Source organism: Streptomyces sp. 4F14 (genome assembly GCF_048159485.1).
GTDB lineage: Bacteria > Actinomycetota > Actinomycetes > Streptomycetales > Streptomycetaceae > Streptomyces.
The window spans coordinates 435,527-460,649 of sequence record NZ_JBLRVY010000003.1 but is presented as its reverse complement, the minus strand read 5'-3'; the positions used below and the strand labels follow the sequence as shown (position 1 = coordinate 460,649).

Genomic DNA, 25,123 nt, shown 5'->3' with positions numbered 1-25,123 from the left:
GCACGAGCCGTTCAGGGGGCTATTCGGCGTACGCCGTCCTATTTGGCGTACATCAGGGTGCCGAAGCCGAGCTGGTCGAAGCCTCCGCTCGTGGTCCCGTAGTCCCCGCCGCCGCCCTCGGGGGCGACGGTGGCGTAGATCTGGGCGATGTACTTGTCGTCGAGGTTCAGCCTGCGGTTGTAGTGGAAGTGCAGCTGCGCCCAGACCGGGCGGGCCTGGCCCCGGGCCGTCGCGGAGACGACCGTCTGGGACTGCTGGGAGCAGTTCTGCCCCGTACCCCAGGTGTAGGTCGTGAAGGGGACGTCGAGGCCGAGGTTGTACTTGGCGACGTACTGCGCGGCCTTGAAGAACCGCCGGTCGTCGTACGAGTACAGGTCGTCGCCCTGGTTCCAGGCCATCTCGCAGATCGCGCCCATCTGGCCCATGCCCATGAGGCTGTGGCCCTGGTCGCGGCCGGACTCCTGCCACTGGCCGAGCGCGTAGCCGTCGGAGTCGGTGTACAGGAACGGGACGGCGTTCTTGATGGAGCCGTTGCCCGCGCCGGACTTGAAGTAGGTGACGGCCTGGTCGTACTTGGCCGCGTCGTCGTTGAGGATGCCGATGGCCATGACGGACCCCATGGTGCAGAGGTCCCAGTTGGCCCAGTAGTTGGTGATGCAGGCGTCGTTGTGGCCGGTGAGGAACTGGTTGTTGAGCGGGTAGAAGACCCGCGCCAGCATCTCCTGGGCGGCGGCGAGGTCGAACCCCGAGTAGCCGCGCATGAGTTCGCAGGCGTTGGCGAACTCCCAGCCGTAGATGCCGGCGGCGAGGAAGCGGTCCGCGTTGCCGGTGACCGTCGTCAGCGTCCTCGACCAGGCGTTGAGGATGTTCGCGGCGCAGACGGCGTTGGCCTCGGTGCCGGCGACCTTCCAGCGCAGGGCGTTCTGGTAGGCGGCGGCGATGTCGTTGTAGAGCAGGGTGTAGTTCTCGCCGGTGCCGCCGCGCACGACGGTCGCGGTGGCCCGGTTGGTCCAGGTGGAGGCGGAGTGGGAGTTGGCGGTCAGCTTGTTCCAGCCGGACAGCCAGGGGTCGGTGCCCGCGGCGACGCGGACCTTGGCGCGGTTGATGTCACCGGCGTTGTGGAGCATGCCGGGGTGGGTGAAGGTCGCCGGGGCGGCATCCGCGGTGGTGGGGGTCAGCGCGGAGGCCGCCGAGCCGAGCGCGAGGGCGGCTGTGAGTCCGCCTGCCGATTTCAACAGGGCGCGGCGGCTGGGGAGTTGGGGACTGCGGCTCATGGGGGTGGGGCTCCCGTCTAGGCAGAGGCGACGATCACCTCGGTGAACCTTGCGGTGGCGAGGGCGAGTTGGCTGCGCGAGCAGACCACCAGGCCCACGTGGTAGGGGGCGTCACCGAACAGCGGGACCGTGCCCTCGGCGAGAGTGGTCCAGGTGGCGCCGTCGTCGGTGGAGACGGCAGCGGCGAAAGCGGTTCCCGTGCGCTTCAGCCGCAGCAGGGTGGGGAGTTGGACAGCAGTGCTGCCGGTGAACGCGGAGGCTCCGGCGACCGTCGGGCGCAGCATGAGCTGCGCGGTGCTCCCGCCGGTCACGACGATCCCGGCGGCGAGGTCGAAGGGGTTCGGGGACTTCGCCATCAGCAGTCCGACCCGGTCGGCGGTGGCGCCCTCCCGGGACAGCAGCCGCGCGGTGACCGTGCAGTCCCCGCTGACCTGCCGCCGTACGAACTGGCCGGTCATCCCTTGGTTGTTGGCACTGAGGTCGACGCCCGCGCCGCGTACGGCGAAGGTGCCGTCCGCGTACGTGCTGCTGCCGGGCGTGAGGATCGCGACGACCCCGAGAGTGCCGAACGCGGACCGGTCGACGACGGCGTCACCGAGGTCGCCGGCGGACCAGGGGGCGGGGACCTGGCTCGGCGGTACTGGCACCAGGACCGTGGGCGTGGCCGCCACACTCGCCGCGACGGACTCCGAACACGGCCCGGCTCCGGTGGAGTTGGTCTTGGCGACGGCGTAGTGGTACGTCGTCCCGGGGTCGGCGGTCGGGTCGGTCCAGCGGATGCGGGTGCCGAAACCGACGGGGCCGACTCCGGTGGCGACGGTGCGGAAGGGGCCGTGCGGACGCGGTGCGCGCAGGACGGTGTAGCGGGCGGAGAGGTCGGGGTCGGTCCAAGTGAGCCCGTCGGGGCCGGACTTGAGGTCGGTTGCGGTCCGGGTCGGGCGCGGGGTCCGCCAGACGGTTCCGGCGCTGTCCGTCACGCTGACGTTGTCGAAGGCGCCGGTCCCGGTCTCGGCGTACGGCTCGTCGACGCCCAGGCAGGAGGTGAGGGTGAGCCCCGCGCGGACCGTACGGCCCAACTCGACGTCCGTGGAGCCGACTTCGGTCCAGTGGACGCCGTCCGGGGAGATCGACCCGGTGCAGCGGCGGCCCTTGCGCGTCACCCGTACCCAGTAGGGCGCGCGCAGCCGGTATCCGTCGCCCGCGCCCTCGACGTACGGCGCTTCGAGCGGGGTCGCCGACTCGGGGAGCGTGCCGAGGTCGGAGATCGGGAAGGCGGCCTTGGTGGTGATGGCCTCCTGCCAGGTGGGCGGCACGGGCATGGAACCGGTTCCCGAGACGGTGGCACCCCGCGAGGCGCGGACGCTCCACACCCCGCTCCAGGTGTACAGCGGCAGCCCCTGGATCAGCATCGAGGCGCGCGCCGCGCCCGGGTCGGTGGAGTCCCGCAGGGTGACGCCGATCCTGGAGTACTGCGAGCTGAGCGGCCACACGATCCGCGCGGTCACCGATCCGTCGCCGCGCAGGGGGAGTTGGGCGAACTGGTGGGTGTCGGCGGTCCCCGACGCCTCCAGCACGAACCGTTCCCCGTCGTACGCGGTCGAGCCGGGGATCTCGACCGCCCCGACGTCCCCGCTCGTCCAGGCCCCGGGCAGCCCGGCGTTGGCGCCGACGGCCGCCGAACTCCCGCTCGCGCCGAGGTCGTTGGAGGCGCTGACGGTGTAGTGGTACGCCCGTCCGGGCCGGACGGCGGTGTCGGTGTACGCCGGTGCGGTCACGCCGGTCGCGAGGACCGTGTAGGGGCCGGCGGGGTGGGTGGCACGCCGGATCGTGTAGCCGCTTGCCGAGACCGACGGCAGCCAGGCCAGCTCGACCGCGCGCTTCTCCCCCACCGCCGTGAGCCCCGCCGGGGGCGTCGGAATCGTCGGCGCGGGGGCCGTCGTACCGGCGTAGGTGAAGGTGCCCCAGCTCGGCAGGTCGTCGTTGCTGCCCTCGACGAGGCGGGTGCCGTTCGCGCCCCGGAAGACGGCCGCCCGGACGTTCGGCGCCTCGATGCCGCGTACGCCCTGGTAGTGGGCGAGGTACATCTCGTAGACCGGCGGCAGGGTGCCGCGGCCGATCGCGGAGACCGTCTGCTTGATGTACTTGCCGGTGCGGTCGAGGTCGGGGGTGAAGGGGACGTCGCCGCCGAGGTTGTAGCGGGCCGCGTACTCGGCGTTGGCGAGGATGCGGTTGCCGTCGAAGGCCCACAGGTCGACGCCCTGGTTCCAGGCGACCTGCGCGATGTCGCCCATGAGGCCGACGGCGAGCTGTTCGTGGCCCTGGTCGCGGCCCGACTCCTGGCCCTGGCCGTCGGGTTGGACGACGCGGTGGGCGACGCTGCCGTTGCCCGCACCGGCCGCCGCGAAGCGCAGGGCGTCCTCGACGAGGGTCGGTTCGTCGCAGAACACCCCGATGGCCAGGATGGTCTGAATGGCCGTCAGGTCCCAGTTGCCGTTGGCGTACAGCATGTAGCCGGAGACCGCCGGGTACCAGACGTCGAGGAACGACCGTTCGCAGCGCGCGATGTCGGCCTCGGCCCAGCCGTCGTAGCCGGTGTGGCGCAGGAGTTCGGCGGCGTTCGCGAACTTGAAGCCCTGGAGGCCGGCGCCGAGCGGTCCGTCGGCGCCTGTGACGATCGTCAGTGACGCCGACCAGGCGTTGAGGATGTCGCGGGCCTTGTCGGCGTTGGCGCGGTTGCCGGTGACCGCCCACAGCAGGGCGTTCTGGTAGGCGGCGGCCGAGTCGGCGACGGCCTGGTTCTGGAAGTTGGTGGGGCCGCGGCCCCAGGAGGTGATCTGGCCCGTGTTCTGGACGGCGTACGTGCTCTTCGAGCGGGCGTGCGCGGCGAGCGCCAAGTAGCCGTCGTACACCGGGGACTGCTGCGCGGCGACGGCGGCTTTCATGCGGGCCAGGTCGTCGGCGGTGTGCAGGAGGCCGGGGTGGGCGAAGGACGAACCGCCGGTCGGCGTACGGGTGGTGGCGCTCGCCGCCGGGACGGTCAGGGTGCTCGTCCCGGCGGCGAGGAACAGGGCGGCGGACGAGCCGAGCAGTCCGCGGCGGCTGATGGGGCTCACTTGCCGGCCTGCGCTTCCGCCGTGGTGATGAACTTCAGGTTGATGACGTGCTCGTTGGAGAACCACTGCATGACGTCGGTGGTGTAGTACCAGCCGGGCTTCTTCATCGAGTCGGCGATGGCCTGCCCGTTGATGACCAGGTTCTCGAACGTCACGTTCTTGATGGCGTGTTCGGCGTCGTAGCCGAGGAACAGGGACGGCTTGGCGTTGGTGCCGGTGTAGGTGAGGTTCTTGATGTAGACGTTCTCGATGCCCCGGCCGACCGAGGTGTTGTACTTCGTGTTGTACATGACCTTCATGTAGATGACCTGGCCCCAGCGGAAGTTCTCGATCCGGATGTCCTCGGCGCGGACGTTGCGGATCAGGTTGGAGTCGCCGGGGTTGAGGGCGATGCAGCCCTGGTAGTTCATCTGCGGTTCGCGGTGGTCGCAGATGTCGATGTTCTGGAAGTGCAGGTTCTCGATGACCTCGGGGTTGTCGGTGTTGCCGTGCGTGCCGACGTTGATGGGGTGCGCGACGTCCGCCCAGAGGGTCGCGTTCCTCACGGTGACGTTGCGGGTGTCGCCGTAGTAGTTCCAGCGGTGGGCGTAGATGGCGATGCAGTCGTCGGAGTTGCGCATGAAGACGCCGTCGATGACGACGTTCTCGCTGCAGAAGACGTCGATGCCGTCGCCCCAGCCCTTCGAGCTGAACGAGCGCAGGCCCTTGATGTGGACGTTCCTGCTGTTGCCGAGCTGGGTGGCGTACCCGTTCGGGTTCAGCATCGTGACGCCCTCGATGCGGATGTTCTCGCTGTTCTCGACCAACGCCCCGCCACCGGACGTGGAGTTGATGAACCCGCGCCCGGTCAGGCGGGCGTTCTTCACGCCCTGGAAGAGGACGGTCGCGGTGAGGACGGCGCCGCCGTCGAGGTACACGGTCTGCCCCTCGGCGACCTTGAGGGTGCCGTCGGAGGTGGTGTGCACGCCGGGGCCGAAGTAGAGGACGTTCGGGTCCCCGGACTTGGGCGCTCGCGGGTCGGGGCAGCCGGTGAGGACGTGCAGGGTGTCGAAGACGTCGTCGTTGATCTGGACGACGACGTTGCGCGGTTCGTCGAGGGTGAACCGCAGGGTGTCGCCGAGGAGTTCGGGCGTGATGCCGTACGAGTCGGGTCTCACGCGGGCCTTGGTGGTGCCGCCCTTGAGGTAGGTCACCTCGATCTCGACGGAGCCGTGGAAGTCGAAGGAGACCAGGGAGGAGTTGTAGACCTTGCCGGAGCCGGTGGCCGCGTTGATCTCGCCGAGCTGGGGGCGCCAGATGTCGAGGGTCTGCCAGTCGCCGTCGGGGGCGGTGCGGACGCGGACCTTGTAGCTGGTGTTGGTCGGCATGGCCGCGGGGCGGGGGTGAGTGACAAGGCTCGGACCGGAGTCGGCGGCGTTCGCCGCGCCGGCCGTCACCCCGGTGAGCCCGGCGGCGAGGGTGGCGGCACCGGCCGCCTGGAGGGCGGTGCGGCGGGAGAGGGGCGTGTTCATGGCGGCTCCTGAAGAAGACACGGAGGAAGAGGAGTTACTTGAGTCCCGACGTCGACATCCCCGCGACGAAGCCGCGTTGGGCGACGAGGAACACCAGCAGGATCGGCACGACGTACATCACCGAGGCGGCGGCCTGGAGTTCGGGCACCGGGGCTCCCGAGTCGTTGACGTACGTCGTCATCACGGCGACCGCGAGGGTGGTGCGGTCGGTGGAGAGCAGGAGTTGGGGGGCGATGTAGTCGCCCCACGTCCAGGTGAAGGCGATGATGAAGCTCGCGGACAGGACGGGCCAGGACTGCGGGAGGAAGATCCGCCAGAAGATGCCCGCGTATCCGGCGCCGTCGATGATCGCGGCCTCCTCCAGCTCGCGGGGCAGCCCGGCGAAGAACTGCCGGAACAGGAAGACGAGATAGGGCGCTGCGGACAGCCCCCACAGCACCCACGGCCAGTACGTGTCGACCATGCCGACCTTCGCGAAGATCAGGTACGTCGGCAGCAGGGTGATCATCTGGGGCAGCATCATCGAGCCGATGAGGATGCCGAACAGCGTCTTCTTGCCCGGCGCGTCGAGGCGCGCGAACCCGAAGCCGACCCAGGCGGAGCTGAGGGTGACGAGGGTGGCGTAGATGAGCGCGATGATCAGGGAGTTGCGGGCGTACCCGAGGAAGTCGATCTGGGTGAAGGCGTCGGCGAAGTTGTGCCACTGGAAGTGGTCCGGCAGCCAGTGGACGGGCGAGGCCGCCAACTCCCCCTGTGTTTTCAGGCCGGTGAGGATGAGCCAGCCGAACGGGCCGAGGAACAGGCCGGTGAGGGCGACGAGTCCGGTGTAGAGGGCGAGGCGGCCCATGCGGACGCGGACGGTCGTGGTCACTTCTTCGCCTCCGGGTCGACGTTGTAGAAGACCGCGCCGGACGTGAACCGGAAGAGCAGTCCCGTCACGGCGAGGATGATGACGAAGAGCACCCACAGCAGCGCGGAGGCGTAGCCGTAGCGGCCGAGCGCGAAGTACTGCGCGAACACGTGCATCATGTACAGGTAGTTGGACTGCGGCACGGTCGTGATCCCGCTGGTGTCGCCGAGCGGCGCGAGCAGCAACGGCATGATGGTCTGCACCGAGGCGATCATCCCGGTGACGGTCTGGAAGAGCAGGACGGGCGACAGCAGCGGGACGGTGATGCTGCGGAAGGTCCGCCAGGCGCTCGCCCCGTCGAGCTTCGCCGCCTCGTGGAGTTCGCGGGGGACGTCCTGGAGCCCCGCCAGCGAGATGATCATGATGTTCCCGGCGGCCCACAGCACGGTCATCAGCAGCACGTACCGCGCGTACGGGTCGGCGAGCCAGCCCACCGCGTCGATGCCGAAGAACGTCAGCACGCCGTTGGTGGCACCGGAGTTCTGGTCGAACAGCGCCTTGAAGGCGAGGCCCGCGCCGACCGGCGGCACGACCGCCGGCAGATAGATCAGCGTCCGGAACAGCCCCCGTGCCTTCACCGGCCGGTTGAGCAGTACGGCGAGCCCGAGCCCGGCCGCGATGGACAGCGGCACCGACGTCACGGCGAAGAGCCCGGACCGGCCGAGGGCGTCCCACGTCACCGGATCGCCCATCAGCTCGCGGTAGTTGCCGAGGCCGATGAACCTCCAGTGCGGGGAGATGCCGTCGAAGGTGGTGAAGCTGAGCCAGAGCGCGTACCCCATCGGGATCACCGTCAGCAGCACGAAGCCGATGATCCAGGGGGAGGTGAACATGTAGAACGCGCGGTGGCGGCGGGCGACCATCGTGGTGCCGCGCTTCTCCCGGGCGGGCGGCGTCTCGGTCCGTGCCGGTGTCGCCGTCATCTGATCGACCGTCATCCCACCTGCTCCTTACCGCGCTTGAGCTGCTCGTTGACGACGTCGTTCAGTTTTCCGGCGAGGGAGTCGACGGAGATCGCGCCGTTCATCGCCGCCGGGGCGGCCTGGTTGAAGAGGGCGTCGAGGGCGTCGGCTCGCGTGTACGGGGTGAAGGAGACGACCGAGTAATGCCTCAGTTCGTCGTCCTGGACCTTCAACGTGCGCTGCTGGTACGCCTCCTGATGGGGCATCAGGGGCCGCAGGGACTTGAGGGTCGGGATGCCCCAGCCGCCGGCTGCGCGCTCCTTGGCGGGTTCCTCGCCGAAGAACCATTCGAAGACCCGCCAGGCGGCGTCCTTGTTCTTCGCCTTCTTCGGCATCCACAGTCCGGTGCCGCCCTGGCAGGCGCTGATGCGGGGGCCGCCCGCGAAGACCGGGGCGGGCGCGAGCCGGGAGACGGCGGCGAGTTTCGGATCGGCGCCGATCATCCCGCCCAGCCAGTAGCCGGAGTTGGTCATCGCCATGCGTCCCGCCTGGTAGGTGGGGCCGTCCCAGCCGTTCGGGTCGGGCTGGATCAGGCTCGGGCCGACCTTGGTGCGGCAGTAGTCGATGTACCAGGCGAGCGCCTTGCGGGCCTCGGGTGTGGTGAAGTCGACGCGGGAGAAGTCGTCGTTGAAGAGGCTGCCGCCCGCCGAGGCCGTCATCGTCGCCAGCAGCGTCGAGCGGGTCAGGCCCGCGTAGCTGCCGCCGAAGACGATGGTCTGGCCCCGCTTGCGCCGGGCCAGGCGGCGCGCGTCCTCCTGCCACTGCTCGAAGGTGACGGGCTCGGTCTCCGACGGGTAGGCGAGGCCCGCCTTGTCGAAGACGGCGGTGTTGTACCAGTACATGGAGTCCTGGGAGAAGTCCTTCGCCATGCCGTAGCGCGGGCCCTTGCCCTGGGTGCGGCCGTCGAAGCGCCACAGGTCGTTCACCGGGTCGAGGTCGGCGGCCCTGAGGACGGTGGAGCGGGCGAAGTACGGGTCCAGGTTCTCGGCGACGCCCCGGGCCGCGAAGTACGCGGCGTCCACCGCGCCCACGCCGCGCACCAGATCGGGCGGGTTTCCGCTGGTCAGCATCGCGATCAGCTTGGTGATGTCCCACTTGACCAGCTCGACGGAGATCCCGAGTTTCTTCTTCGCCTGCCGGACCTGGTCGGGGGTGATGTCACCCGGCGACACCATCACCGTGACGGACTCGCCCCCGCCGACCGAGCCGGAGACCTGGAGCGCGCACCCGTTCAACGCCGCCGCGCCCGCCACGGCCCCGCCGGCCGACAGCGCGAGGAACCTGCGGCGGCTGGGAGGGGCACCGGCGTGGGAGCGCATGGGGTCTCGCCTTCTCGAAAGGGTGGGAATCGGGCATGGCGGCGGCTCGCCCGAGGAACGTGTAGCAACCGGTTGCTACGTCCGAACGGCCCGAGCTTCTGTCGCCCAGCAGAGCCCGTCAAGGGTTTGCGCACGTTTTCGAAAACCCTGTGCACGTACCCAGTCCACCCCGGAAGCCCTCCCGGAGACCCTCCCCAGCCCCATGAAAAGCCACTGACCTGGCCTTTCACGCACCACACCGACGCACCGGGCACACCGGCCCCCCAGGGTCACGTCCGCCGCATCCACACAAACCGTCCGACGCCGTTGATCCCCTCCGACTGATTGACCATGGCTCGGCCACAGATTTACGGTAGAAGACGCTTTCAGTAAACGTTTCCCGTACTCGTCCTCAGGAGAGTCATGCCCAGCGCCCCGCTGCCCAGGGCCGTGTTCGCCATGGATCCGGTGCACCTCCCCCTGCTGTTCCCCGAACCGGTGCTGGAGCGGCTGCGCCGGACCGCCGACATCGACCCCGCGCTCGTCGTCCAGGACCTCGCCGACCCGGCGGCGGCCGAGACGCTCGCCGGCGCGGAGATCCTGATCACCGGCTGGGGCTGCCCGCACCTCGACGCCGACGCCCTGGCCGCCGCCCCGAAGCTGCGTGCCGTGCTGCACGCGGCGGGGTCGGTGCGCTCCCTGGTCGGGGACGCCCTGTGGGAGCGCGGGGTGAGCGTGTCCAGCGCGGTCACCGCGAACGCCGTACCCGTCGCCGAGTACACCCTCGCGATGATCCTGCTCGCGGGGAAGAACTTCTGGTCCCTGCGCGAGAGTTACCGCCGTACGCACGCGCAGCCGACGCCCGCCGAGACCGCGCCGATCGGGAATCTGGGCCGCCGGGTGGGGGTGATCGGCGCCTCGCGGGTGGGGCGGCGGCTGCTCGAACTGCTGCGGCCGTTCGACTTCGAGGTGCTGCTGCACGACCCGTACGTCGACACGTCGGAGGCGGCCGCGCTGGGCGCCCGGCTGATGTCCCTGGAGGAGCTGCTGACCCGCAGCGACATCGTCAGCCTGCACGCGCCGGACATCCCCGAGACGCACCACATGCTGGACCGCGCGCGGCTGTCGCTGATCCCCGACGGCGGGGTCCTGATCAACACCTCCCGGGGCGCGCTGGTCGACCACGCGGCGCTCACCGACGAGGTGGTGGCGGGTCGGCTCAGCGCGGTCCTCGACGTCACCGAACCCGAGCCGCTGCCCGCCGGCTCGCCGCTGTACACGCTGCCGAACGTGATCCTCACCCCGCACATCGCGGGCTCCCTCGGCAACGAGCTGCGCCGGCTCGGCGAGATCGTCGTCACGGAGGCCGAGCGCCTCACGGACGGCCGCCCGCTCGCCCACGAGGTCCGGCACGCGGACCTCGCCCGAAGCGCCTGAGCCAACAGGCCCCGGATCAGGGGGACTTGAGCCAGGGACGCCTGAACACCGTACGAAGGAGGCGTGGCCGTGAGTGACCGCAAGCCGGGTGCCGACAAGGCGGGCCGGCCCAAGCGCAGAGTGACCATCAAGGACGTGGCGCGGGAGGCGGACGTCTCGGTCGCGACCGTCTCGCGGGTGCTGGGCGTGAGCAACTACCCGGTGGCCGCGCCCACTCGGGACCGGGTGATGAAGGTGGTCCGCGATCTGGACTACGTCACGAACGCGCACGCGCGCTCGCTGGCGGGCGGAGGCACCCCGACGGTCGCGATCCTGATGAACAACATCACCGGCGCCGCGTTCGCCCACGTCGCCAAGGGTGTCGAAGGCGCGGCGACGCTGCGCGGCTGGCTCTCCCTGGTCGGCACGACCGGCGAAGACCCGGAACGGGAGCTGGCGTTGGTCAACCTGATGCGCCAACAGGGCGTGTCGGCCGTGGTGTTGCTCGGCGGGGCCTACGACCGCACCGAGTACCAGACGAGGATGGGCCGCTTCGCGCGCTCGCTGGACGCGGCGGGCTCGCACCTGGTCCTGGTCGGCAGACCGCCGCTGGAGGGCGCCGTACCGGCCACGACGGTGGACTACGACAACGAGGCGGGCGCCTACGCCATGGCCAGCCACGTCCTGTCGGCCGGTCACCGCAGGGTCCTGGTCCTGCCGGGCCCCTCCGGACTCACCACCGCCCAGGGCAGGTTGGCGGGCGCGCGGCGGGCCTTCGAGGCGTACGGGGTGCCGTTCGACCCGGGGCTCGTGCGGCGCGGTTCGTACGACTACGAGCACGGGTACGCGGCGGTCCAGCAGGCGCTGGAGCGGACCCCGGGGTTCACGGCGGTCCTCGCGGGGACGGACGTGGTCGCGGCGGGCGCGATGCAGGCGCTGCGTGCGGTGGGCCTCAGGGTGCCGGACGACGTGTCGGTCGCCGGGTACGACGACATCCCGCTGGCCGGGCAGCTGACGCCCTCGCTGACGACGGTGCACGTGCCGTACGAGGAGATGGGGCGGGTCGCGCTGCGCGCGGTGGCCGACCGCAGGGCCGCGTCCGGCCTGGTGGGAGGGGGTGGGCCCGGGGAGGCCGAGCACCTCGTGCTGGGCACGCACGTCGTCGTCCGGGACTCCGTACGGCCGCCCCGGCCGCTGCCGTAACCCACCTGCCGCACGGCCCGGTCTGAGGTCCCAGGTGCCCCCGACAGGTCCCGTAAGCGGTTACTGGATTTCGGGCCGATTCGCCCAAGATTTTCTCGCCTGCCTCTTGATAATGCCGATCCGGTCGGCCTAACGTCACAGCAACCGGTTACTACCACTTCCGCTTGAGCCCCGGTCCGACGCAGCGTCTCCCCGCCGTCCGGCCGCCGCCTATGGCCAGTACCGAGCCGCCGCTCTCGCCTCGCCGAGACGCCCATCTCCCGAAGGATCACGGACAGATGAATGCCATCAGCCCCCGCAGAAGGATCGCCCGCGCAGCCGCCGCGGGAATCGCGCTGACAGGTCTGCTCGCCGCCTGCGGCGGTTCGGGCGACGACGACGGCGGCTCCTCGGCGTCGGGCCCGGTCACCCTGCCCTACTGGGGCTGGGCGAACGGCCAGGAGGCGGTCGTCAAGGCGTTCAACGCGTCCCACAAGGACGTCCAGCTCAAGTACACGAAGGTCACCGACCAGCTGACGATGCAGAAGCAGCTGACGAACGCGGTGAAGGCGGGCAACGCCCCCTGCCTGGTGCAGAACACCGCCGAGTACGTGACGACGTGGGTGTCCCAGGGCGCGCTGGCCGACGTCTCGCAGTACGTCGAGTCCAGCAAGGACAAGTTCAACGCCGGTTCGTGGGCGAGCGCCCAAGTGCAGGGCAAGTTCTACGGCGTGCCGACCAGTTCCTCGCCGAACTTCACGATCTACCGGGCGGACGTCTTCCAGAAGTACGGCGTCAAGCCGCCGACGACGTGGGACGAGTTCGTCGCGGCCGGCAAGGAGCTGAAGAAGCACAACGTCAAGATCACCAACTACGCGGGCGAGGACCCCTCCACGCTGGAGGTGCTCGCGATGCAGGCGGGCGCCCACTGGTACGCGATCGACGGCAACGCCTGGAAGATCGACTTCCAGGACGCGGGCACGCTGAAGGCCGCGAAGGTCATCCAGGACATCATCGACAACGACCTCAACTCGACGCTCTCCTTCGCGGATTACGCGGCCGTGCAGCGCAACTACGACAACGGCGGCACGGTCACCCGCCAGATCTCGACCTGGCAGATGGCCGGCATGGTGCAGAACTTCACCAAGTCGTTCGGCCAGTGGGCCCTGTCCCCCTGGCCGACGTTCGCGGGCGAGGCCGCGAAGACCCCGGCGGGCACGAACCTGACGGGCAGCGTCACCCTCGTCACGAAGGACTGCAAGCAGCAGAAGCAGGCCGCCGAGGCCGCCCTGTGGATGTCCACGGACCCGGGCGCGGTCAAGACGATGGCGAGCCCCGAGACCGGCAACGGCGTGATGCCCGCGCTCGCCGACACCAGCTCGTACGTCGACGAGTCGATCTCCCAGAAGCTCCTCGGCACGCACTACGACCCGGCGAAGAAGGTCGTCGGCGACAGCCTGAACACCGTCACCACGGACTGGACGTTCGGCCCGAACTGGACGGCCATGTTCAGTGAGCTGCAAGCGGGTTGGGCGAAGGTCGTCAGCAAGGAGCAGAAGGTCACCGACCTGCTCGCGCACATGCAGAAGTGGACGGTCGACGACCTCAAGTCCCGTGGCATCGCCGTGAAGGGCTGAGGATTTCCGATGATCCGCTCCCAGCGCTGGAAGGGTGCCGCGTTCACGGTGCCCTTCCAGCTCGGCTTCGTCTTTCTGTATCTGCTCCCCATCGGCTACGCCGTCTACCAGTCGCTCTTCAAGGTCCAGCAGTCCGGGCTCGGCCTCGGCGGCTCGACGGAGAAGTTCACCGGCCTCGACAACTACCGCGAGGGCCTCACCGACTCGGCGTTCATGGGCTCGGTCCTGCGGGTCGTGGTCTTCGCCTGTGTGCAGATCCCGGTGATGCTGCTGATCAGCCTGGTCCTCGCGCTCCTGCTGGACGCGGTGACCTCGCGCGCGGCGAGCCGCTTCCGGATCCTGCTGCTCGTGCCGTACATGATCCCGGGGGTCGTGGCGGCGATCGTGTGGATCAACCTGTACAGCCCGGACGTCGGTCCGCTGACGGCGATCGGGGACGCGTTCGGGTTCCACTGGAACTTCTTCGCGCCGTCGATGGTGTGGCCGTCCATCGGCAACCTGCTGACCTGGCACGGCATCGGCTACAACATGGTGATCATCTACTCGGCGCTCCAGGCGGTCCCGCGCGAGCTGTTCGAGGCGGCCCGCCTCGACGGCGCCTCCGAGCTGCGGATCGCGCGCAGCATCAAAGTCCCGTACGTCCGGGGCGCGTTGGTGCTGACCGGGCTGCTGTCGATCATCCAGATGCTCCAGATCTTCAACGAGCCCGCGCTGTTCCGCAACGTCACCCCGCAGACGGTCAACGACAGCTTCACGCCGATCATGATCATCTACAACCAGGCGTTCAACGCCGGCAACTACCACTACGCCGCGGCCCTTTCGGTGCTCCTCGCGCTGATCCTGGGCCTCGCCTCCTTCGTCTTCTACCGGCTGACATCGAGGGAGGCCGACTGATGACCCTGACCGAAGACCGCACACCGAAAACGGCGGTCCGCCGACTCAACAAGCCCGACCCGCGCGCCCGTTCGCGCGGCGGACAGCGCTTCCTGCTCGTCGGGCTCGTCCTCGCGAGCGTCTACAGCCTCTTCCCGGTGTGGTGGCTGCTCGTCGCGGCCACCAAGGACCGTACGGGCCTCTACCAGTCCAACGGCCTCTGGTTCTCCGGCTGGCACCTCTGGGACAACCTGCACCAGCTGTTCACCTACGAGGACGGCATCTTCCTGCGCTGGACCGCCAACTCCCTTCTCTACGCGGGTGTCGGCTCCCTCGGCGGCACACTGATCGCGCTCGCGACGGGGTACGGCCTGGCGCGCTTCGACTTCCCCGGGCGCAACCTCGTCTTCGCGTCGGTCGTCGGCTCGTTCCTCATCCCGATCGCGCTCCTCACGCTCCCGCTGTACCTGCTGTTCTCCGAGATCGGCATGGTCGACACGCCCTGGGCGATGCTCATCCCCTGCCTGATCAACCCGTTCAGCGTGTACCTCGCGAAGGTCTACACCGAGTCGACGATTCCGTACGAACTCCTGGAGGCCGCGCGCCTCGACGGGGCGGGCGAGCTGCGGATCTTCTTCTCCATCGTGCTGCGGATGATGACGACGGGCGGCGCGACGGTCTTCCTGCTCGCGTTCGTCAACACCTGGAACTCCTTCTTCCTCCCGCTGACCGTGCTGCGCGGCGAGAACAACTGGACGCTGAACATCGGCCTCTACAACTGGTCGGGGAAACGGCTGGAGTCGGGCGTCGACCTGACGAGCCTCGTCCTGACGGGGGCGCTGCTGTCGATCGTGCCGATGGCCATCATGATGGTCGCGATGCGGCGGTACTGGCGGTCGGGTGTGACGCTGGGGGCGCTGAAGTGACGGGCTCAGGTGGGGAGTTGATCGCACGCAACCCGGTGATCCGGGGCTTCGCCCCCGACCCCTCCCTGGTCCGCGCCGGTAACTGGTACTACATCGCGACGAGTTCGTTCGAGTGGTTCCCGACGATCCCTCTCTTCCGCTCCCGCGACCTCGCGCACTGGGAGCACGCCGGCCACGTCGAGGGCGCCGTACCCGGCAACTCCCTTGCGGGCGTGCCGGATTCGGCCGGCATCTGGGCGCCCTCGCTGAGCTGGGACGGCGAGTCGTTCTGGCTGGTGTACGCGGTCGTCCGCTCGGTCGGCACGCCGTACTTCGACCTCGACACGTACGTCACGACCGCGCCCGACGTCTCCGGACCCTGGGCCGCGCCGCGCCGTGTCGCCGGTCACGGCTTCGACCCCGCCCTCTTCCACGAGGACGGGCGGCTGTGGCTGCTCAACCTCCAGAACGACCACCGCCCCGCCGGGAACCGCTTCTCGGGGATCGTCGCGACGGAACTGGACCGGGTCACGCTGAAGCCGCTGGGCGGCACGCACCTGCTGCTCCAGCACGAACGGCTCGTCGAGGGGCCGAAGTTGCTGAAGCGGGACGGCTGGTACCACCTCGTCCTCGCCGAGGGCGGCACCGGTTTCGAGCACGGCGTGCTGACCGCGCGCAGCCGTTCCCTGACCGGGCCGTACGAGGTCGCGGACCGTCCGCTGCTGACGTCCCGGGACGATCCGTCGGTGCCGCTACAGAAGGCGGGGCACGCGGAGTTGGTGGAGACGCCGGGGGGCGAGTGGTTCCTCAGCCATCTGGTGGGGCGGCCGCTCAGGACGCCCGAGGGGCCGCGCTGCACGCTGGGGCGGGAGACGGCGGTCCAGGCGGTGGAGTGGGACGCGGAGGGGTGGCCCCGGCTGAAGGGCGGGGGGTGGCATCCGGAGGTGGAGGTAGCGGTGCCGGGGGTGGAGGTGGTGGCGCCGGAGGAGAAGGTGGCGCCGACGGTTTCCGGAACCCCAGCTTCCGAAACCCCGGTTTCCGCGAGGTCGGTTTCCGGCACGTCGGCTTCCGGGACTCCGGTTTCCGGCACATCGGCCTCCAGGGCTCCGGTTTCCGAAACGCCGGTCTCGGGGACGTCCGTTTCCGAAACATCTGCCTCCGAAGCACCCGTTCCCGAAACTCCGGCCGCCCCCCTTTCGGAAACCTCCCCCCAGCCCTCCAACTCCCTGGGCTGGCCCTGGAGCACCCTCCGCGAACCCCCCGACCCCTCCTGGGCAGACGTCACTTCACGCCCCGGCTGGATCCGCCTGCGCGGACGCCAGGGCCCGGAGTCCCGCTGGTCCCAGAGCCTCCTGGCCCAACGCCTCACCGAGCACCACGCCGTGGCCCAAGTCACCGTCGAGGCAAGCCCGTCGACGTTCACGCAGGCCGCCGGCCTGATCCTGCGGTACGACGCGGAGGCGTACCTGAGCCTCGACCTCACCTGGTCGGAGCCGCCGGGCGAGAAGCAGCGCGGCCAGCAGTGGCGCGGCGAGGGCCGTACCGTCCTCAGTCTCATCGACCGGGACGAGAGGGGGGCGCGTGAAGTCGCCGTGGTGGACGTCGACCTGGGCGGACCGATCACGATCGGCGTCTCCGTGGAGGGCACGGAGGCCCGGTTCTGGTACCTGCGCGACGACACGTACACCCAGGTCGGCCCCCCGCTCGACGCGAGCCGTCTCTCCGACGATCACGGCAGGAAACTGCGCTTCACGGGCACTCTCGTGGGCATTCACGCCCGCGATCTCGTCGACGCCGAGTTCACCGCGGACTTCCGGGACTTCCGTCTGGAGTGCGAGGAGCTGCCGTACGAATCCCGCTGAACCACCTCAGAAATCCCTCTGGTTGTTCGGGGTTTCGAAAGTTCACGTCCGCGATTTTTGTCGGCCGAACCCGTGACTCCCGGTGTCTTCCCGTCACGCTGTGGCGCCTTTAGGATAGCAAGCGCTTTCTGTTGGCCGGGTGCACGAAAACGGCCGAAACAGCGCTGGTCGCGCTTTCGCTGGCCCAACGGCGGGCCGGAGAGGTGGGTTCCCATGGTCCGCACGGCGAGTCCGAACGTGACGGCCGGACCGACGCTGGCGGTCGTGGCGCGCGAGGCGGGCGTATCGGTCCCGACGGCGTCGAAGGTCGTCAACGGCCGCGAGGACGTGGCGCCCGAGACGCGCCGCCGGGTCACCGAGGCGCTCGACCGGCTGGGGTACGTCCGCAGACCGCGCTTCGACGCGTCGAAGCCGCCCCGGCTCGTCGACCTCGTCGTCCACTCCCTCGACAGCTCCTGGTCGGGCGCGGTGCTGCACGGCGTCGAACAGGCCGCGCACGAGGCGGGGTTGGACCTCGTGGTCTCGGCGGGCCTCGGCCGCAGCGCCCGGGGCGACCGCCCGCAGCGCGGCTGGCTGGACAAGCTCACGGCGCGCGGCTCGGCCGGAGTCCTGTTCAACCTCGCCGAGTTGACGGACTCCCAGTACGCGTGGCTGGAACAGCACCGCATCCCGTTCGTGATGATCGACCCCGCGCACGAACCGCCGCCCGGCGTCGTGTCGGTGGGCGCCGCGAACTGGCAGGGCGGGGTGAGCGCGACGGAACACCTCCTCGCGCTCGGGCACGAACGGATCGCCGTCATCGCCGGGCGCCGCCGCAAGCAGTGCAGCAACGCCCGGGTGGCGGGCTACCGTTCGGCGCTCGCGGCGGCCGGTGTGGCGCAGCGGCCCGAGTACATCCGCTACGGCTGCTTCGAGGAGTCCACCGCGCGGCAGCGCATGCGTGAACTCCTCGACCTGCCCGAGCCGCCCACCGCCGTCTTCGTCTGCTCCGACCACATGGCCCTCGGGGTCTACGAGGCCCTGGCGGAACAGGGGTTGAGGGTCCCCGACGACATCAGCGTCGTCGGCTTCGACGACCTCCCCGAGTCCCGCTGGGCCAGCCCCGGCCTCACGACCGTCCGCCAGCCGCTCGGCGAGATGGCGGCGACCGGCCTGCGGCTGCTGGTGCGGATGATGGACGGGGAGCGGCCGGAGGGAACGCGCACGGAGCTGTCGACGCGGTTGGTCGTCCGGGCGAGCACGGCGGCACCTCGCGTGCAGGTACGGATCTGACGAACCGTCAGTCCCCTTGCGCCGCCCAGGTGATGCCGCCCCGCAGGTGCGCCCGGAACGCCGGGTCGTCGTACGCCTCCTCCGCGTGGCCCAGGGCCGTGTAGAAGACGCGGCCCCCTCCCTGGGTGCGGGTCCAGGCCAGCGGGTGGTCCTCGCCCATGCCGCCGCCCTCGTACGAGGACTCGTCGGCGGTCAGCAACACCCGTACCGCGCCACGGGGGTTGGTGCGGAAGTCGTACCACTCGTCGGTGAAGTCCCAGACAGCCGGCAGGTGCCGGGTGGCGGGATGACCGGCGTCCTCCACAACGGCCTTGCCGGGCTGGTAGTCGGGGTGCCGGTCGAACCGGGCGCCGAGCAGCTCGCCGTAGTAGGGCCAGTCGTACTCAGTGGTCGCCGCCGCGTGCACCCCCACGAACGCGCCGCCCGACTCGACGTACTCCGCGAGGAGTTCACGCCCCTTCGGGGTGAGCACCTCACCACTGGTGGAGAGGAACAGCACCGCCGCGTACCGCGTCAGCGGCGAGTCCAGAGCCGCCGGGTCCTCGGTGTGGTCGACCGTCCACTCCCCCATGATCGCCCGCAGGGCTTCGGCCGCGTACGGGATGGAGTCGTGGCGGTAGCCGGTGGTGCGGCTGTAGACGAGCAGACGTGGGGCCATGGGGTCGAGCCTATGCCGGTGGGGCGACGGGGGCGGGGGCGGGGGCGGGTCTCCGGGGGACCGAAAGTTTCTTGGTAACCGGTTGCCGGAAAACTCGGATGCCGTTCATCTGGGCGCCGGTACAGGGGCCCGCCTGTGACGCGATCCCGGCGTGGGCGGTGTCGGCGGACTTCCGGTGGGTGTCGTTCCTGTGTTGTCGGAGTGTGCTGGGCCAGGGTCGTTCTGCCCCACCTGTTCCTGTTGTGAACAGGTTGCGCGTAGGCTCGTACAGGATGAACACGATTCCCGCACGGCTCGACCATCTCGTGCTCGCGACGCTCGAACTGGCCGCGACACTCGACGACTTCGCCCGGCGGACCGGGGTCGTGCCCGTGTTGGGCGGGGTGCATGTCGGGCTCGGTACGCGTAATCACCTCGTCGGGCTCGGGGGCGGCGCGTATCTGGAGATCATCGGGCCCGACCCCGAGCAGCGTGGGGCCCGGCCGTTCGCGGTGGCTCAGCCGGAGCGGCCCTACTCACTGACCTGGGCGATCGCCCCGCCGGACATCGACCTCGCGGTGACGGCCGCGCGGGCGCGGGGGTACGACCCCGGGGACGTGCGGGCGATGAGCCGGCGCCGGCCCGACGGGGCGCTGCTCGAATGGCGGCTGACGGACAGGTCCGCCGGGCTCGTGCCGTTCCTCATCGACTGGGGTGCCTCGCCGCATCCGACCGCGTCGGGGCTGCCGGTCACGCCGCTGCTGTCGCTGTCGGCGACGGCTCCCGACCCGTCGGCGGTACGGTCCTCCCTCGCCGCGCTCGACGTCGAACTCCCCGTCTCCGAGGGGCCGTTGGGCATGTCGTTCACCCTGGACACACCCAACGGGACCGTCACCTTCGACTGACCGCGCGGATCATGCGGAGTTGGCCGATCTCCGCGACGTTCTTCATCAACTCGGCGTTCACCCAGGCGAGTTGGTGGGCCAGCGTGAGGGACGCGTCCTCGGGCCAGGGGTAGGCGGAGGGGCGGTCCAGGTCGGCGTCCGTGCGGGTCGCCACGGCCGCCGTCCACTCCTCGTACAGCCCGCGCAGCCAGGTGATCGCCGGTTCCCCCGGGCCCGGCCACTTAACGTCGTTGCGTTCACGGGGAGTTCGGCCGAGCACATGGTCCGTCGTCGTGCCCAGCCACCACCCCAGATGCCAGCTCACCCACGCGACCGTCGGCACGGGCACGGGGTCGGGCTCGGTCTCCGCCCAGTCCGGCGTCCAGCCGCCCGCGCCGTCCGGGTGGAGGGTCCAGCACGTGTCGGCCGGTTCCCAGAGGTGGTCGTCCGGTTGCAGGAGGTCCAGGTGGTACGTGAAGAGGGACCAGGTCAAATCGGTCTGCCAGCGGAGGAGTTCGAGGCGCGGGGAGGTCATCGGGACACCCTCGCGGCGGGGGCGGACATCACGCAAACGGATTCCGGGGGACGCCCGTCAAACGGGCTCCGGGAGACGTCCGTTTTCTTCAAGACCGGGCCCTCCCGGCCTCCCTACGCTGCTCCCATGACTCCCCGTTTCGACGCCATCGGCCTCCTCGTCCACGACATGTCCGCGTCCGTCGCCTTCTACCGCCGCCTCGGCCTCACCTTCCCCGACGGCGCCGAACAGGAGGGCCACACCGAGGCCGCCCTCCCCGGCGGACTGCGCCTCATGCTCGACACGGAGGAGATGGTCCGCTCCTTCTCCCCCGCCTTCGAGACACCGGGCCCGGGCGGGCGAGCCTCTCTCGCGCTGCTGTGCGACGGACCCGGTGAAGTCGACGCCGTGTACGAGGAGTTGACGTCCGCCGGCTACCACGGCGAGCTGAAGCCGTGGGACGCGGTGTGGGGCCAGCGGTACGCGGTGGTCCACGACCCGGACGGCAACGGCATCGACCTGTTCGCGCCGTTGAGCTAGTGCCGTATATGGCCGACCCCCGATGCCTGGACGTGTCAGGATCCCCGAATGGAGATCCGTCGCGTCACTGAGGTCGAGGCGGTCGACGCCGCCGGCCATCTCTTCGACACCGCTCCAGGGCGGGAGGCCACTGAACGGTTCCTCACGGACAAAGGTCATCACCTCCTGATCGCCTACATGGACGACGTCCCGGCGGGGATGGTCACCGGGGTCGAGATGACCCATCCGGACAAGGGAACCGAGATGTTCCTGTACGAGCTGGGCGTGGACGAGTCGTTCCGTGGGCGTGGCGTCGGCCAGGCTCTGGTGTCGGCGCTCGCGGACCTGTCACGCGAACGGGGCTGCTACGGCGTGTGGACGATCACGGGCGAGGAGAACACGGCGGCACTGGCGACGTACGGCCGCGCCGGCGGCGTCCCGGAAGCGGGACAGGTAGTACTCACCTGGACATTCGATCAGTCGTAGACCGGCACAACGGATTCCCTTCCCGCACCGGGTGGTTGGCGACCTGGGATGTGCGGGTTTCCGTCGAGCTTTGCTGGTGGCTGAACGCGTGCAGGTCGCTGAGGCGTGACGATCCGGCGCATGATCCACAGTGTCGTGTTCGCCTGCTTCCGGGGCCCAACACCCCAGCCCCAGACGATCCGGGCAAACGCCGAGGCCCCGCCCCAACAGCTTCACGGCGTTGGGGGACCTTTATCGTTCCGCAGTGTTTACACGCGCCTGCGGCAACCCTCGCACCAACCGCCTCACTGCCGCGTGATCGATCGTTGGCCTCCACCGGCATCTTCCATGGGCCTACCATCGGAAGAGGACCGCACCCGCGCTACCGCTGAGGTGAACGTGAGTAACTGGGCAGACCTGACGACCGGCAAGCGGATCAAGCACCTTCGGGGGGACATGCCGCAAACGCGTCTCGCCGAAGTCTCGGGCGTGTCCTACGCCCTCGTTCAGAAGGCAGAGCAGGACCGGGGAGAGCTCTCGGTGGGCTCGCTCCTGAAGCTTGCGAACGGCTTGAACACTGACGTTTCCGTGATCCTCGGCCAGCAGGCCCCCCGCCGCGGCATGGACCGCGACGACCGAGCCGCTTTGCTCACCCTGTCTGACGCCGTCCATGAAAGCGCCCTCGGTGAGTGGGTGGGGATCGAGGACCCGAGCAGCGTCGAGGACTTGGCCAACGCCCGCGATTTGGCTTGGGAAGCCTACTGGGGAAGCAACACGGCGAACGTCAGCCTCTACGCCTCAAAGGTCCTGTTGGAAGGGCAGGTCAGGTACGCCACCGCAACAGGCGCCGAACGCGAGAAGCTTGGCGCCATCCTGGCAAGTACCTATCGGGTAGCCGCTTCATGCTCTACGGGGTTCGGGTACCGGGATCTCGCAATGAGTGCGCTCACCTCGGCGAAGCGCCTTGCGCACGAAGCCGGTGACCCCGTTCTCGGCGCACTCTTGGACTCCACGCTTTCGTGGGTCTATCTACGGGGCGCCAAGCTCCCCCGAGCCGTGACGATCGCGGAGCGTGCCGCTCTGGAGATCGAGCCGTCTTTCAGTAACGGCTCTCGCCCCCAACTCATCGCATACGGGCGCAACATGATCTCTGCCGCGGTCGCCGCGTCGCGCAAGGAAGACGGGGACGCGGCCAACAACTATCTGTCACAGGCACACGCCGCAGCCGCGCGTCTCGGCAAGGACGAGAAGCTGTACGGCACCAACTTCGGTCCAACTACCGCCAAGGCGGAGGCCGTTGGAATCCATGTGGCGCTCAAGGACTACGGGACTGCTCTTCGGCTCGCCGACCAACCCGACATGCAGAAACTCCCCAAGAGCATGTCGAAGGTGGCCCGCAATCGGTACAGGCTCGACGTCGCGTTGGCTCAGGTCTCAACCGGCCTGTACGACAAGGCTGGTGACACCCTCGTCGAGGTGGGCACGGACGCTCCGGAGTGGGTCAGGCACCAAGCCCTACCGGGCGTGATCGGAAAGCGTCTCGCGAGGGTTTCGACGGCTCGCGTCCGCCGCATCGGGGACCTGATCGGCGTGCCCTTGATCAACTAACCCCTACGCCCCGTAGGAGTTGTCGGCTCGCGACTTACGTTGGCCCCTACGAACGTCACTTCACTTTGGGTGATCGTAGCGTCACGATTGATTCATGGTCAGCGAGAGTGAACGGGCCCCCCGAGCGGCGCCCCACCGCCGCACTGAAGGCGACCGCGAGCGTCGGCAGAACCTTGCCGACATCGCGGCCGGCATTCCGACCGCTACCGAATCCAAAGTGAGAAAGTTTCGCGTAGTCATCTACCTCTGCGGCGCCCCCAACACCGATTTGAGTTCCGCCCGAGAGTTGTGCGAGGCATACGCCAACTCGCTTTCCTGGGACGTCGTGGCCGTACTGGAAGATGATGTTCTCATCCATCTCCGCCGAGTTCCGTGAAGTTTCCCGAAAGGTCGAGGGACTGGGCGGATTTGTTCAGGTAGCGGCGGCGGGCTATGGCCGACCTGAAATCCAGTAGCGCACAAATTGAGCGCCATTCCGAGTGGCGGCTTACGCTCATCAGCCCCGTTTCCTACATACGCAAGGGCGGGGTTGCGGTGAGGCGCCTCATCTACCGGTACGGCTGGATCACGTACATCGGGATCGTCACCGCATCCTCCATCTTCCTTCTCGGCCTGGCCGTCCTCGGTCAGCTCTGACCCCACGGACCCCGCCCTGTCGTGGTTTCGGTCGGCGATCCGCGACCGGACGGGTACAACTCCCCCTGTAGCTCACCGGAAGAGCACTGCGCTCCCTTTTCCCCCACGGCGGTTGCAAGACCGCCGGCGCAGAGGTCTTGGTTCGACTCCAGGCAGGGGGACGGCTCACCGCCTCTGATCTTCGGTCAGGAAGGCCCGTGGTGGTGGGTTCATCAGCACTCGCTCAACGACTCGGGAGGTAACTCGAATGCGCGTTTGGTGGCTCACGATGGCGGACGGCGGTAACCCGCAGGACGACAGCGACAGCGGCAACAAGCACGGCGGGGGTGGCTCCGACGAGGGTGGCAACACCAACGACGGCAGCGGCCCGGCGGACGGTAGCTGATCTGTGAGCGCGAACACCGAAAAGGAGGCGAGCCTTGAGGGGCTCGCCTCCGCGCTCCTGGAAAAGGGAGCACTGACGAGTGACTGGATTCCCGCGTTCAACGCGACCCCTCGGCATCTGTTCGTCCCAGATGTGATCTGGCCCGGTCGCGCCGGAATGAATCGGCAGGATGACCGGGTCATCCGCAGCGAGGCCCCCAAGGCGTGGTGGAAGGCCGTTTACACGGACGCTCCGATTACCACTCAGTGGGACGACGGAACGTACGACGGGGCAGGCAGGGGAAAGATCGCTTCCAGTTCCAGTTCCATGCCGACCATGGTGTTCTCCATGCTCGCCGCGTTGAACGTCGAAGATGGTCAGCGAGTTTTGGAGATCGGCACTGGAACGGGTTGGAATTCAGCCTTGCTGTGTCATCGACTCGGGTCTGAGAACGTCTTCACGATCGAGGTCGACGGCGACACGGCCCGAGCGGCACGCAGGCGGCTGAACGACGCCGGCCACGACCCCGTGTCCATCATCGGAGACGGGGCCGAAGGGTACTCGGCGGGTGCGCCGTACGACCGGCTGATCGCCACGGCGTCCATCGGCCGCGTACCTCGACCGTGGATCAACCAGGTAAAGCCGGGCGGAATCATCGTTGCGCCCTGGGGGCCGACCTACGGCGGGGAAGCTGTCGCTCGGCTGACGGTGGCCGGGGACGGTAGCGCGTCCGGCCGCTTCATCGGTTCGTCGGCGTTCATGCGGCTCCGCGAGCAGCGCAAGGCCCTTCCCTCAGGGTCGGCCTACGACACGGACACCGACGGCACCCGGACCACCACGCACCTTTCGCCGGACGACGTCGGCGAGTGGCTTCACATGTTCGTGATCGGCGTCCAGGACCCGACGTTGTTCTGTCGCGTCGAGAAGGGCGAAGGCCGTTCCTACCGGTTGTGGTTGTACGACACGGGCGTCACGTCATGGGCTGTAGCGAACTACGATCCGGGCCACACGGAGTTCGAGGTCACCGAGCACGGACCGCGCGCGTTGTGGGATGAACTGCGCTCGGCGGTGAACTGGTGGGACGGGAAAGGACGTCCCGGATTCGATCGCTTCGGGCTCACCGTGGACGGGAACGGCGAGCACGTGTGGCTCGACACGCCTGACACGCCCGTGCCTCGTCTAGGAGCCTGACGAACCAGCCACGGACACCCTCTCTCGCGGCCTTCTGCTGGTCGCTTGAGAGGACGAAGGTGCGCTGCTCAGGGTCGCTCGCGCCCCTGC

General features: G+C 69.1%; 22 protein-coding genes and 1 tRNA gene. 15 read left to right on the top strand and 8 right to left on the bottom strand.

Features of this window, described 5'->3' with window-relative positions; genetic code table 11:
• Window positions 1–38: 38 nt before the first annotated feature.
• The 6 genes from ACLZOT_RS06775 to ACLZOT_RS06750 are packed head-to-tail and all read right to left on the bottom strand — an operon-like array spanning window position 39 to window position 9,089.
• On the bottom strand, window positions 39–1,274 hold the full coding sequence (locus ACLZOT_RS06775; protein WP_416967812.1) for an alginate lyase family protein: 1,236 nt from the start codon (window positions 1,272–1,274) through the stop codon (window positions 39–41).
• A gap of 17 nt (window positions 1,275–1,291) precedes the next feature.
• Entirely contained in the window at window positions 1,292–4,387 is a 3,096-nt protein-coding gene (locus ACLZOT_RS06770) for an alginate lyase family protein (RefSeq protein WP_416967811.1), read from the bottom strand.
• Window positions 4,384–5,898 carry a glycosyl hydrolase family 28 protein gene (locus ACLZOT_RS06765; protein ID WP_416967810.1) on the bottom strand — a complete coding sequence of 505 codons (1,515 nt, stop codon included), beginning with the start codon at window positions 5,896–5,898 and terminating at the stop codon, window positions 4,384–4,386. The genes ACLZOT_RS06770 and ACLZOT_RS06765 overlap by 4 nt, the downstream gene beginning before the upstream one ends.
• A gap of 34 nt (window positions 5,899–5,932) precedes the next feature.
• The gene (locus ACLZOT_RS06760; RefSeq protein ID WP_416967862.1) at window positions 5,933–6,745 is read right to left on the bottom strand and encodes a carbohydrate ABC transporter permease; all 813 of its coding nucleotides are present in this window, start codon (window positions 6,743–6,745) and stop codon (window positions 5,933–5,935) included.
• A gap of 20 nt (window positions 6,746–6,765) precedes the next feature.
• Entirely contained in the window at window positions 6,766–7,746 is a 981-nt protein-coding gene (locus tag ACLZOT_RS06755) for a carbohydrate ABC transporter permease (protein WP_416967809.1), read from the bottom strand.
• Entirely contained in the window at window positions 7,743–9,089 is a 1,347-nt protein-coding gene (locus tag ACLZOT_RS06750; RefSeq protein ID WP_416967808.1) for an extracellular solute-binding protein, read from the bottom strand. The genes ACLZOT_RS06755 and ACLZOT_RS06750 overlap by 4 nt, the downstream gene beginning before the upstream one ends.
• A gap of 402 nt (window positions 9,090–9,491) precedes the next feature.
• Between ACLZOT_RS06750 and ACLZOT_RS06745 the strand changes: the two genes are divergently transcribed.
• The 7 genes from ACLZOT_RS06745 (at window position 9,492) to ACLZOT_RS06715 (ending at window position 18,215) form a co-directional block, all read left to right on the top strand.
• On the top strand, window positions 9,492–10,505 hold the full coding sequence (locus ACLZOT_RS06745) for a hydroxyacid dehydrogenase (protein ID WP_416967807.1): 1,014 nt from the start codon (window positions 9,492–9,494) through the stop codon (window positions 10,503–10,505).
• 69 nt (window positions 10,506–10,574) lie between these two features.
• Window positions 10,575–11,687 (top strand): LacI family DNA-binding transcriptional regulator, encoded by a 1,113-nt coding sequence (locus ACLZOT_RS06740; protein WP_416967806.1) that lies wholly within the window; start codon window positions 10,575–10,577, stop codon window positions 11,685–11,687.
• 278 nt (window positions 11,688–11,965) lie between these two features.
• Window positions 11,966–13,303: an ABC transporter substrate-binding protein gene (locus ACLZOT_RS06735; RefSeq protein ID WP_416967805.1), complete on the top strand. Its 1,338-nt coding sequence runs from the start codon at window positions 11,966–11,968 to the stop codon at window positions 13,301–13,303.
• Window positions 13,304–13,312: 9 nt separating this feature from the next.
• Window positions 13,313–14,197: a carbohydrate ABC transporter permease gene (locus ACLZOT_RS06730; RefSeq protein ID WP_416967804.1), complete on the top strand. Its 885-nt coding sequence runs from the start codon at window positions 13,313–13,315 to the stop codon at window positions 14,195–14,197.
• A complete protein-coding gene (locus tag ACLZOT_RS06725) occupies window positions 14,197–15,102 on the top strand; it encodes a carbohydrate ABC transporter permease (RefSeq protein ID WP_416967803.1) in 906 nt (301 codons plus the stop codon). Before ACLZOT_RS06730 ends, ACLZOT_RS06725 begins: the two co-directional genes overlap by 1 nt.
• A 17-nt stretch (window positions 15,103–15,119) precedes the next feature.
• The gene (locus ACLZOT_RS06720) at window positions 15,120–16,943 is read left to right on the top strand and encodes a family 43 glycosylhydrolase (RefSeq protein WP_416967802.1); all 1,824 of its coding nucleotides are present in this window, start codon (window positions 15,120–15,122) and stop codon (window positions 16,941–16,943) included.
• A gap of 213 nt (window positions 16,944–17,156) precedes the next feature.
• Window positions 17,157–18,215 (top strand): LacI family DNA-binding transcriptional regulator, encoded by a 1,059-nt coding sequence (locus tag ACLZOT_RS06715; protein WP_416967801.1) that lies wholly within the window; start codon window positions 17,157–17,159, stop codon window positions 18,213–18,215.
• A 7-nt stretch (window positions 18,216–18,222) separates the two neighbouring features.
• Here the strand turns inward: ACLZOT_RS06715 and ACLZOT_RS06710 are convergent, their stop codons facing one another.
• Window positions 18,223–18,873 carry a ThuA domain-containing protein gene (locus ACLZOT_RS06710; protein WP_416967800.1) on the bottom strand — a complete coding sequence of 217 codons (651 nt, stop codon included), beginning with the start codon at window positions 18,871–18,873 and terminating at the stop codon, window positions 18,223–18,225.
• 272 nt (window positions 18,874–19,145) lie between these two features.
• Between ACLZOT_RS06710 and ACLZOT_RS06705 the strand changes: the two genes are divergently transcribed.
• The gene (locus ACLZOT_RS06705) at window positions 19,146–19,757 is read left to right on the top strand and encodes a VOC family protein (protein WP_416967799.1); all 612 of its coding nucleotides are present in this window, start codon (window positions 19,146–19,148) and stop codon (window positions 19,755–19,757) included.
• Here ACLZOT_RS06705 and ACLZOT_RS06700 read toward each other — a convergent pair.
• The gene (locus ACLZOT_RS06700) at window positions 19,744–20,271 is read right to left on the bottom strand and encodes a DinB family protein (protein ID WP_416967798.1); all 528 of its coding nucleotides are present in this window, start codon (window positions 20,269–20,271) and stop codon (window positions 19,744–19,746) included. The two genes, ACLZOT_RS06705 and ACLZOT_RS06700, sit on opposite strands and share 14 nt — an antisense overlap.
• 126 nt (window positions 20,272–20,397) lie before the next feature.
• Here ACLZOT_RS06700 and ACLZOT_RS06695 point away from each other — a divergent pair, with 126 nt between their 5' ends.
• The 7 genes from ACLZOT_RS06695 (at window position 20,398) to ACLZOT_RS06665 (ending at window position 25,033) form a co-directional block, all read left to right on the top strand.
• The gene (locus ACLZOT_RS06695; RefSeq protein ID WP_416967797.1) at window positions 20,398–20,790 is read left to right on the top strand and encodes a VOC family protein; all 393 of its coding nucleotides are present in this window, start codon (window positions 20,398–20,400) and stop codon (window positions 20,788–20,790) included.
• A gap of 48 nt (window positions 20,791–20,838) precedes the next feature.
• The gene (locus ACLZOT_RS06690; RefSeq protein ID WP_416967796.1) at window positions 20,839–21,255 is read left to right on the top strand and encodes a GNAT family N-acetyltransferase; all 417 of its coding nucleotides are present in this window, start codon (window positions 20,839–20,841) and stop codon (window positions 21,253–21,255) included.
• Window positions 21,256–21,633: 378 nt separating this feature from the next.
• Window positions 21,634–22,842 carry a helix-turn-helix domain-containing protein gene (locus tag ACLZOT_RS06685; RefSeq protein ID WP_416967795.1) on the top strand — a complete coding sequence of 403 codons (1,209 nt, stop codon included), beginning with the start codon at window positions 21,634–21,636 and terminating at the stop codon, window positions 22,840–22,842.
• A 94-nt stretch (window positions 22,843–22,936) separates the two neighbouring features.
• The gene (locus tag ACLZOT_RS06680; protein WP_416967794.1) at window positions 22,937–23,218 is read left to right on the top strand and encodes a hypothetical protein; all 282 of its coding nucleotides are present in this window, start codon (window positions 22,937–22,939) and stop codon (window positions 23,216–23,218) included.
• A gap of 321 nt (window positions 23,219–23,539) precedes the next feature.
• A tRNA-OTHER gene (locus ACLZOT_RS06675) sits at window positions 23,540–23,639 on the top strand.
• 86 nt (window positions 23,640–23,725) lie between these two features.
• A complete protein-coding gene (locus tag ACLZOT_RS06670; RefSeq protein WP_416967793.1) occupies window positions 23,726–23,863 on the top strand; it encodes a hypothetical protein in 138 nt (45 codons plus the stop codon).
• A 3-nt stretch (window positions 23,864–23,866) separates the two neighbouring features.
• The gene (locus ACLZOT_RS06665) at window positions 23,867–25,033 is read left to right on the top strand and encodes a protein-L-isoaspartate(D-aspartate) O-methyltransferase (protein ID WP_416967792.1); all 1,167 of its coding nucleotides are present in this window, start codon (window positions 23,867–23,869) and stop codon (window positions 25,031–25,033) included.
• Window positions 25,034–25,123: the final 90 nt, after the last annotated feature.

Bases quoted from the DNA above. Each gene is read 5' to 3' on its own strand.
- ACLZOT_RS06765 (WP_416967810.1), bottom strand. From the start codon at position 5,898: ATGAACACGCCCCTCTCCCGCCGCACCGCCCTCCAGGCGGCCGGTGCC.
- ACLZOT_RS06775 (WP_416967812.1), bottom strand. From the start codon at position 1,274: ATGAGCCGCAGTCCCCAACTCCCCAGCCGCCGCGCCCTGTTGAAATCG.
- ACLZOT_RS06680 (WP_416967794.1), top strand. From the start codon at position 22,937: ATGGTCAGCGAGAGTGAACGGGCCCCCCGAGCGGCGCCCCACCGCCGC.
- ACLZOT_RS06670 (WP_416967793.1), top strand. From the start codon at position 23,726: ATGCGCGTTTGGTGGCTCACGATGGCGGACGGCGGTAACCCGCAGGAC.
- ACLZOT_RS06695 (WP_416967797.1), top strand. From the start codon at position 20,398: ATGACTCCCCGTTTCGACGCCATCGGCCTCCTCGTCCACGACATGTCC.
- ACLZOT_RS06750 (WP_416967808.1), bottom strand. From the start codon at position 9,089: ATGCGCTCCCACGCCGGTGCCCCTCCCAGCCGCCGCAGGTTCCTCGCG.
- ACLZOT_RS06700 (WP_416967798.1), bottom strand. From the start codon at position 20,271: ATGACCTCCCCGCGCCTCGAACTCCTCCGCTGGCAGACCGATTTGACC.
- ACLZOT_RS06735 (WP_416967805.1), top strand. From the start codon at position 11,966: ATGAATGCCATCAGCCCCCGCAGAAGGATCGCCCGCGCAGCCGCCGCG.
- ACLZOT_RS06705 (WP_416967799.1), top strand. From the start codon at position 19,146: ATGAACACGATTCCCGCACGGCTCGACCATCTCGTGCTCGCGACGCTC.
- ACLZOT_RS06690 (WP_416967796.1), top strand. From the start codon at position 20,839: ATGGAGATCCGTCGCGTCACTGAGGTCGAGGCGGTCGACGCCGCCGGC.
- ACLZOT_RS06745 (WP_416967807.1), top strand. From the start codon at position 9,492: ATGCCCAGCGCCCCGCTGCCCAGGGCCGTGTTCGCCATGGATCCGGTG.
- ACLZOT_RS06755 (WP_416967809.1), bottom strand. From the start codon at position 7,746: ATGACGGTCGATCAGATGACGGCGACACCGGCACGGACCGAGACGCCG.
- ACLZOT_RS06725 (WP_416967803.1), top strand. From the start codon at position 14,197: ATGACCCTGACCGAAGACCGCACACCGAAAACGGCGGTCCGCCGACTC.
- ACLZOT_RS06710 (WP_416967800.1), bottom strand. From the start codon at position 18,873: ATGGCCCCACGTCTGCTCGTCTACAGCCGCACCACCGGCTACCGCCAC.
- ACLZOT_RS06730 (WP_416967804.1), top strand. From the start codon at position 13,313: ATGATCCGCTCCCAGCGCTGGAAGGGTGCCGCGTTCACGGTGCCCTTC.
- ACLZOT_RS06760 (WP_416967862.1), bottom strand. From the start codon at position 6,745: ATGGGCCGCCTCGCCCTCTACACCGGACTCGTCGCCCTCACCGGCCTG.
- ACLZOT_RS06715 (WP_416967801.1), top strand. From the start codon at position 17,157: ATGGTCCGCACGGCGAGTCCGAACGTGACGGCCGGACCGACGCTGGCG.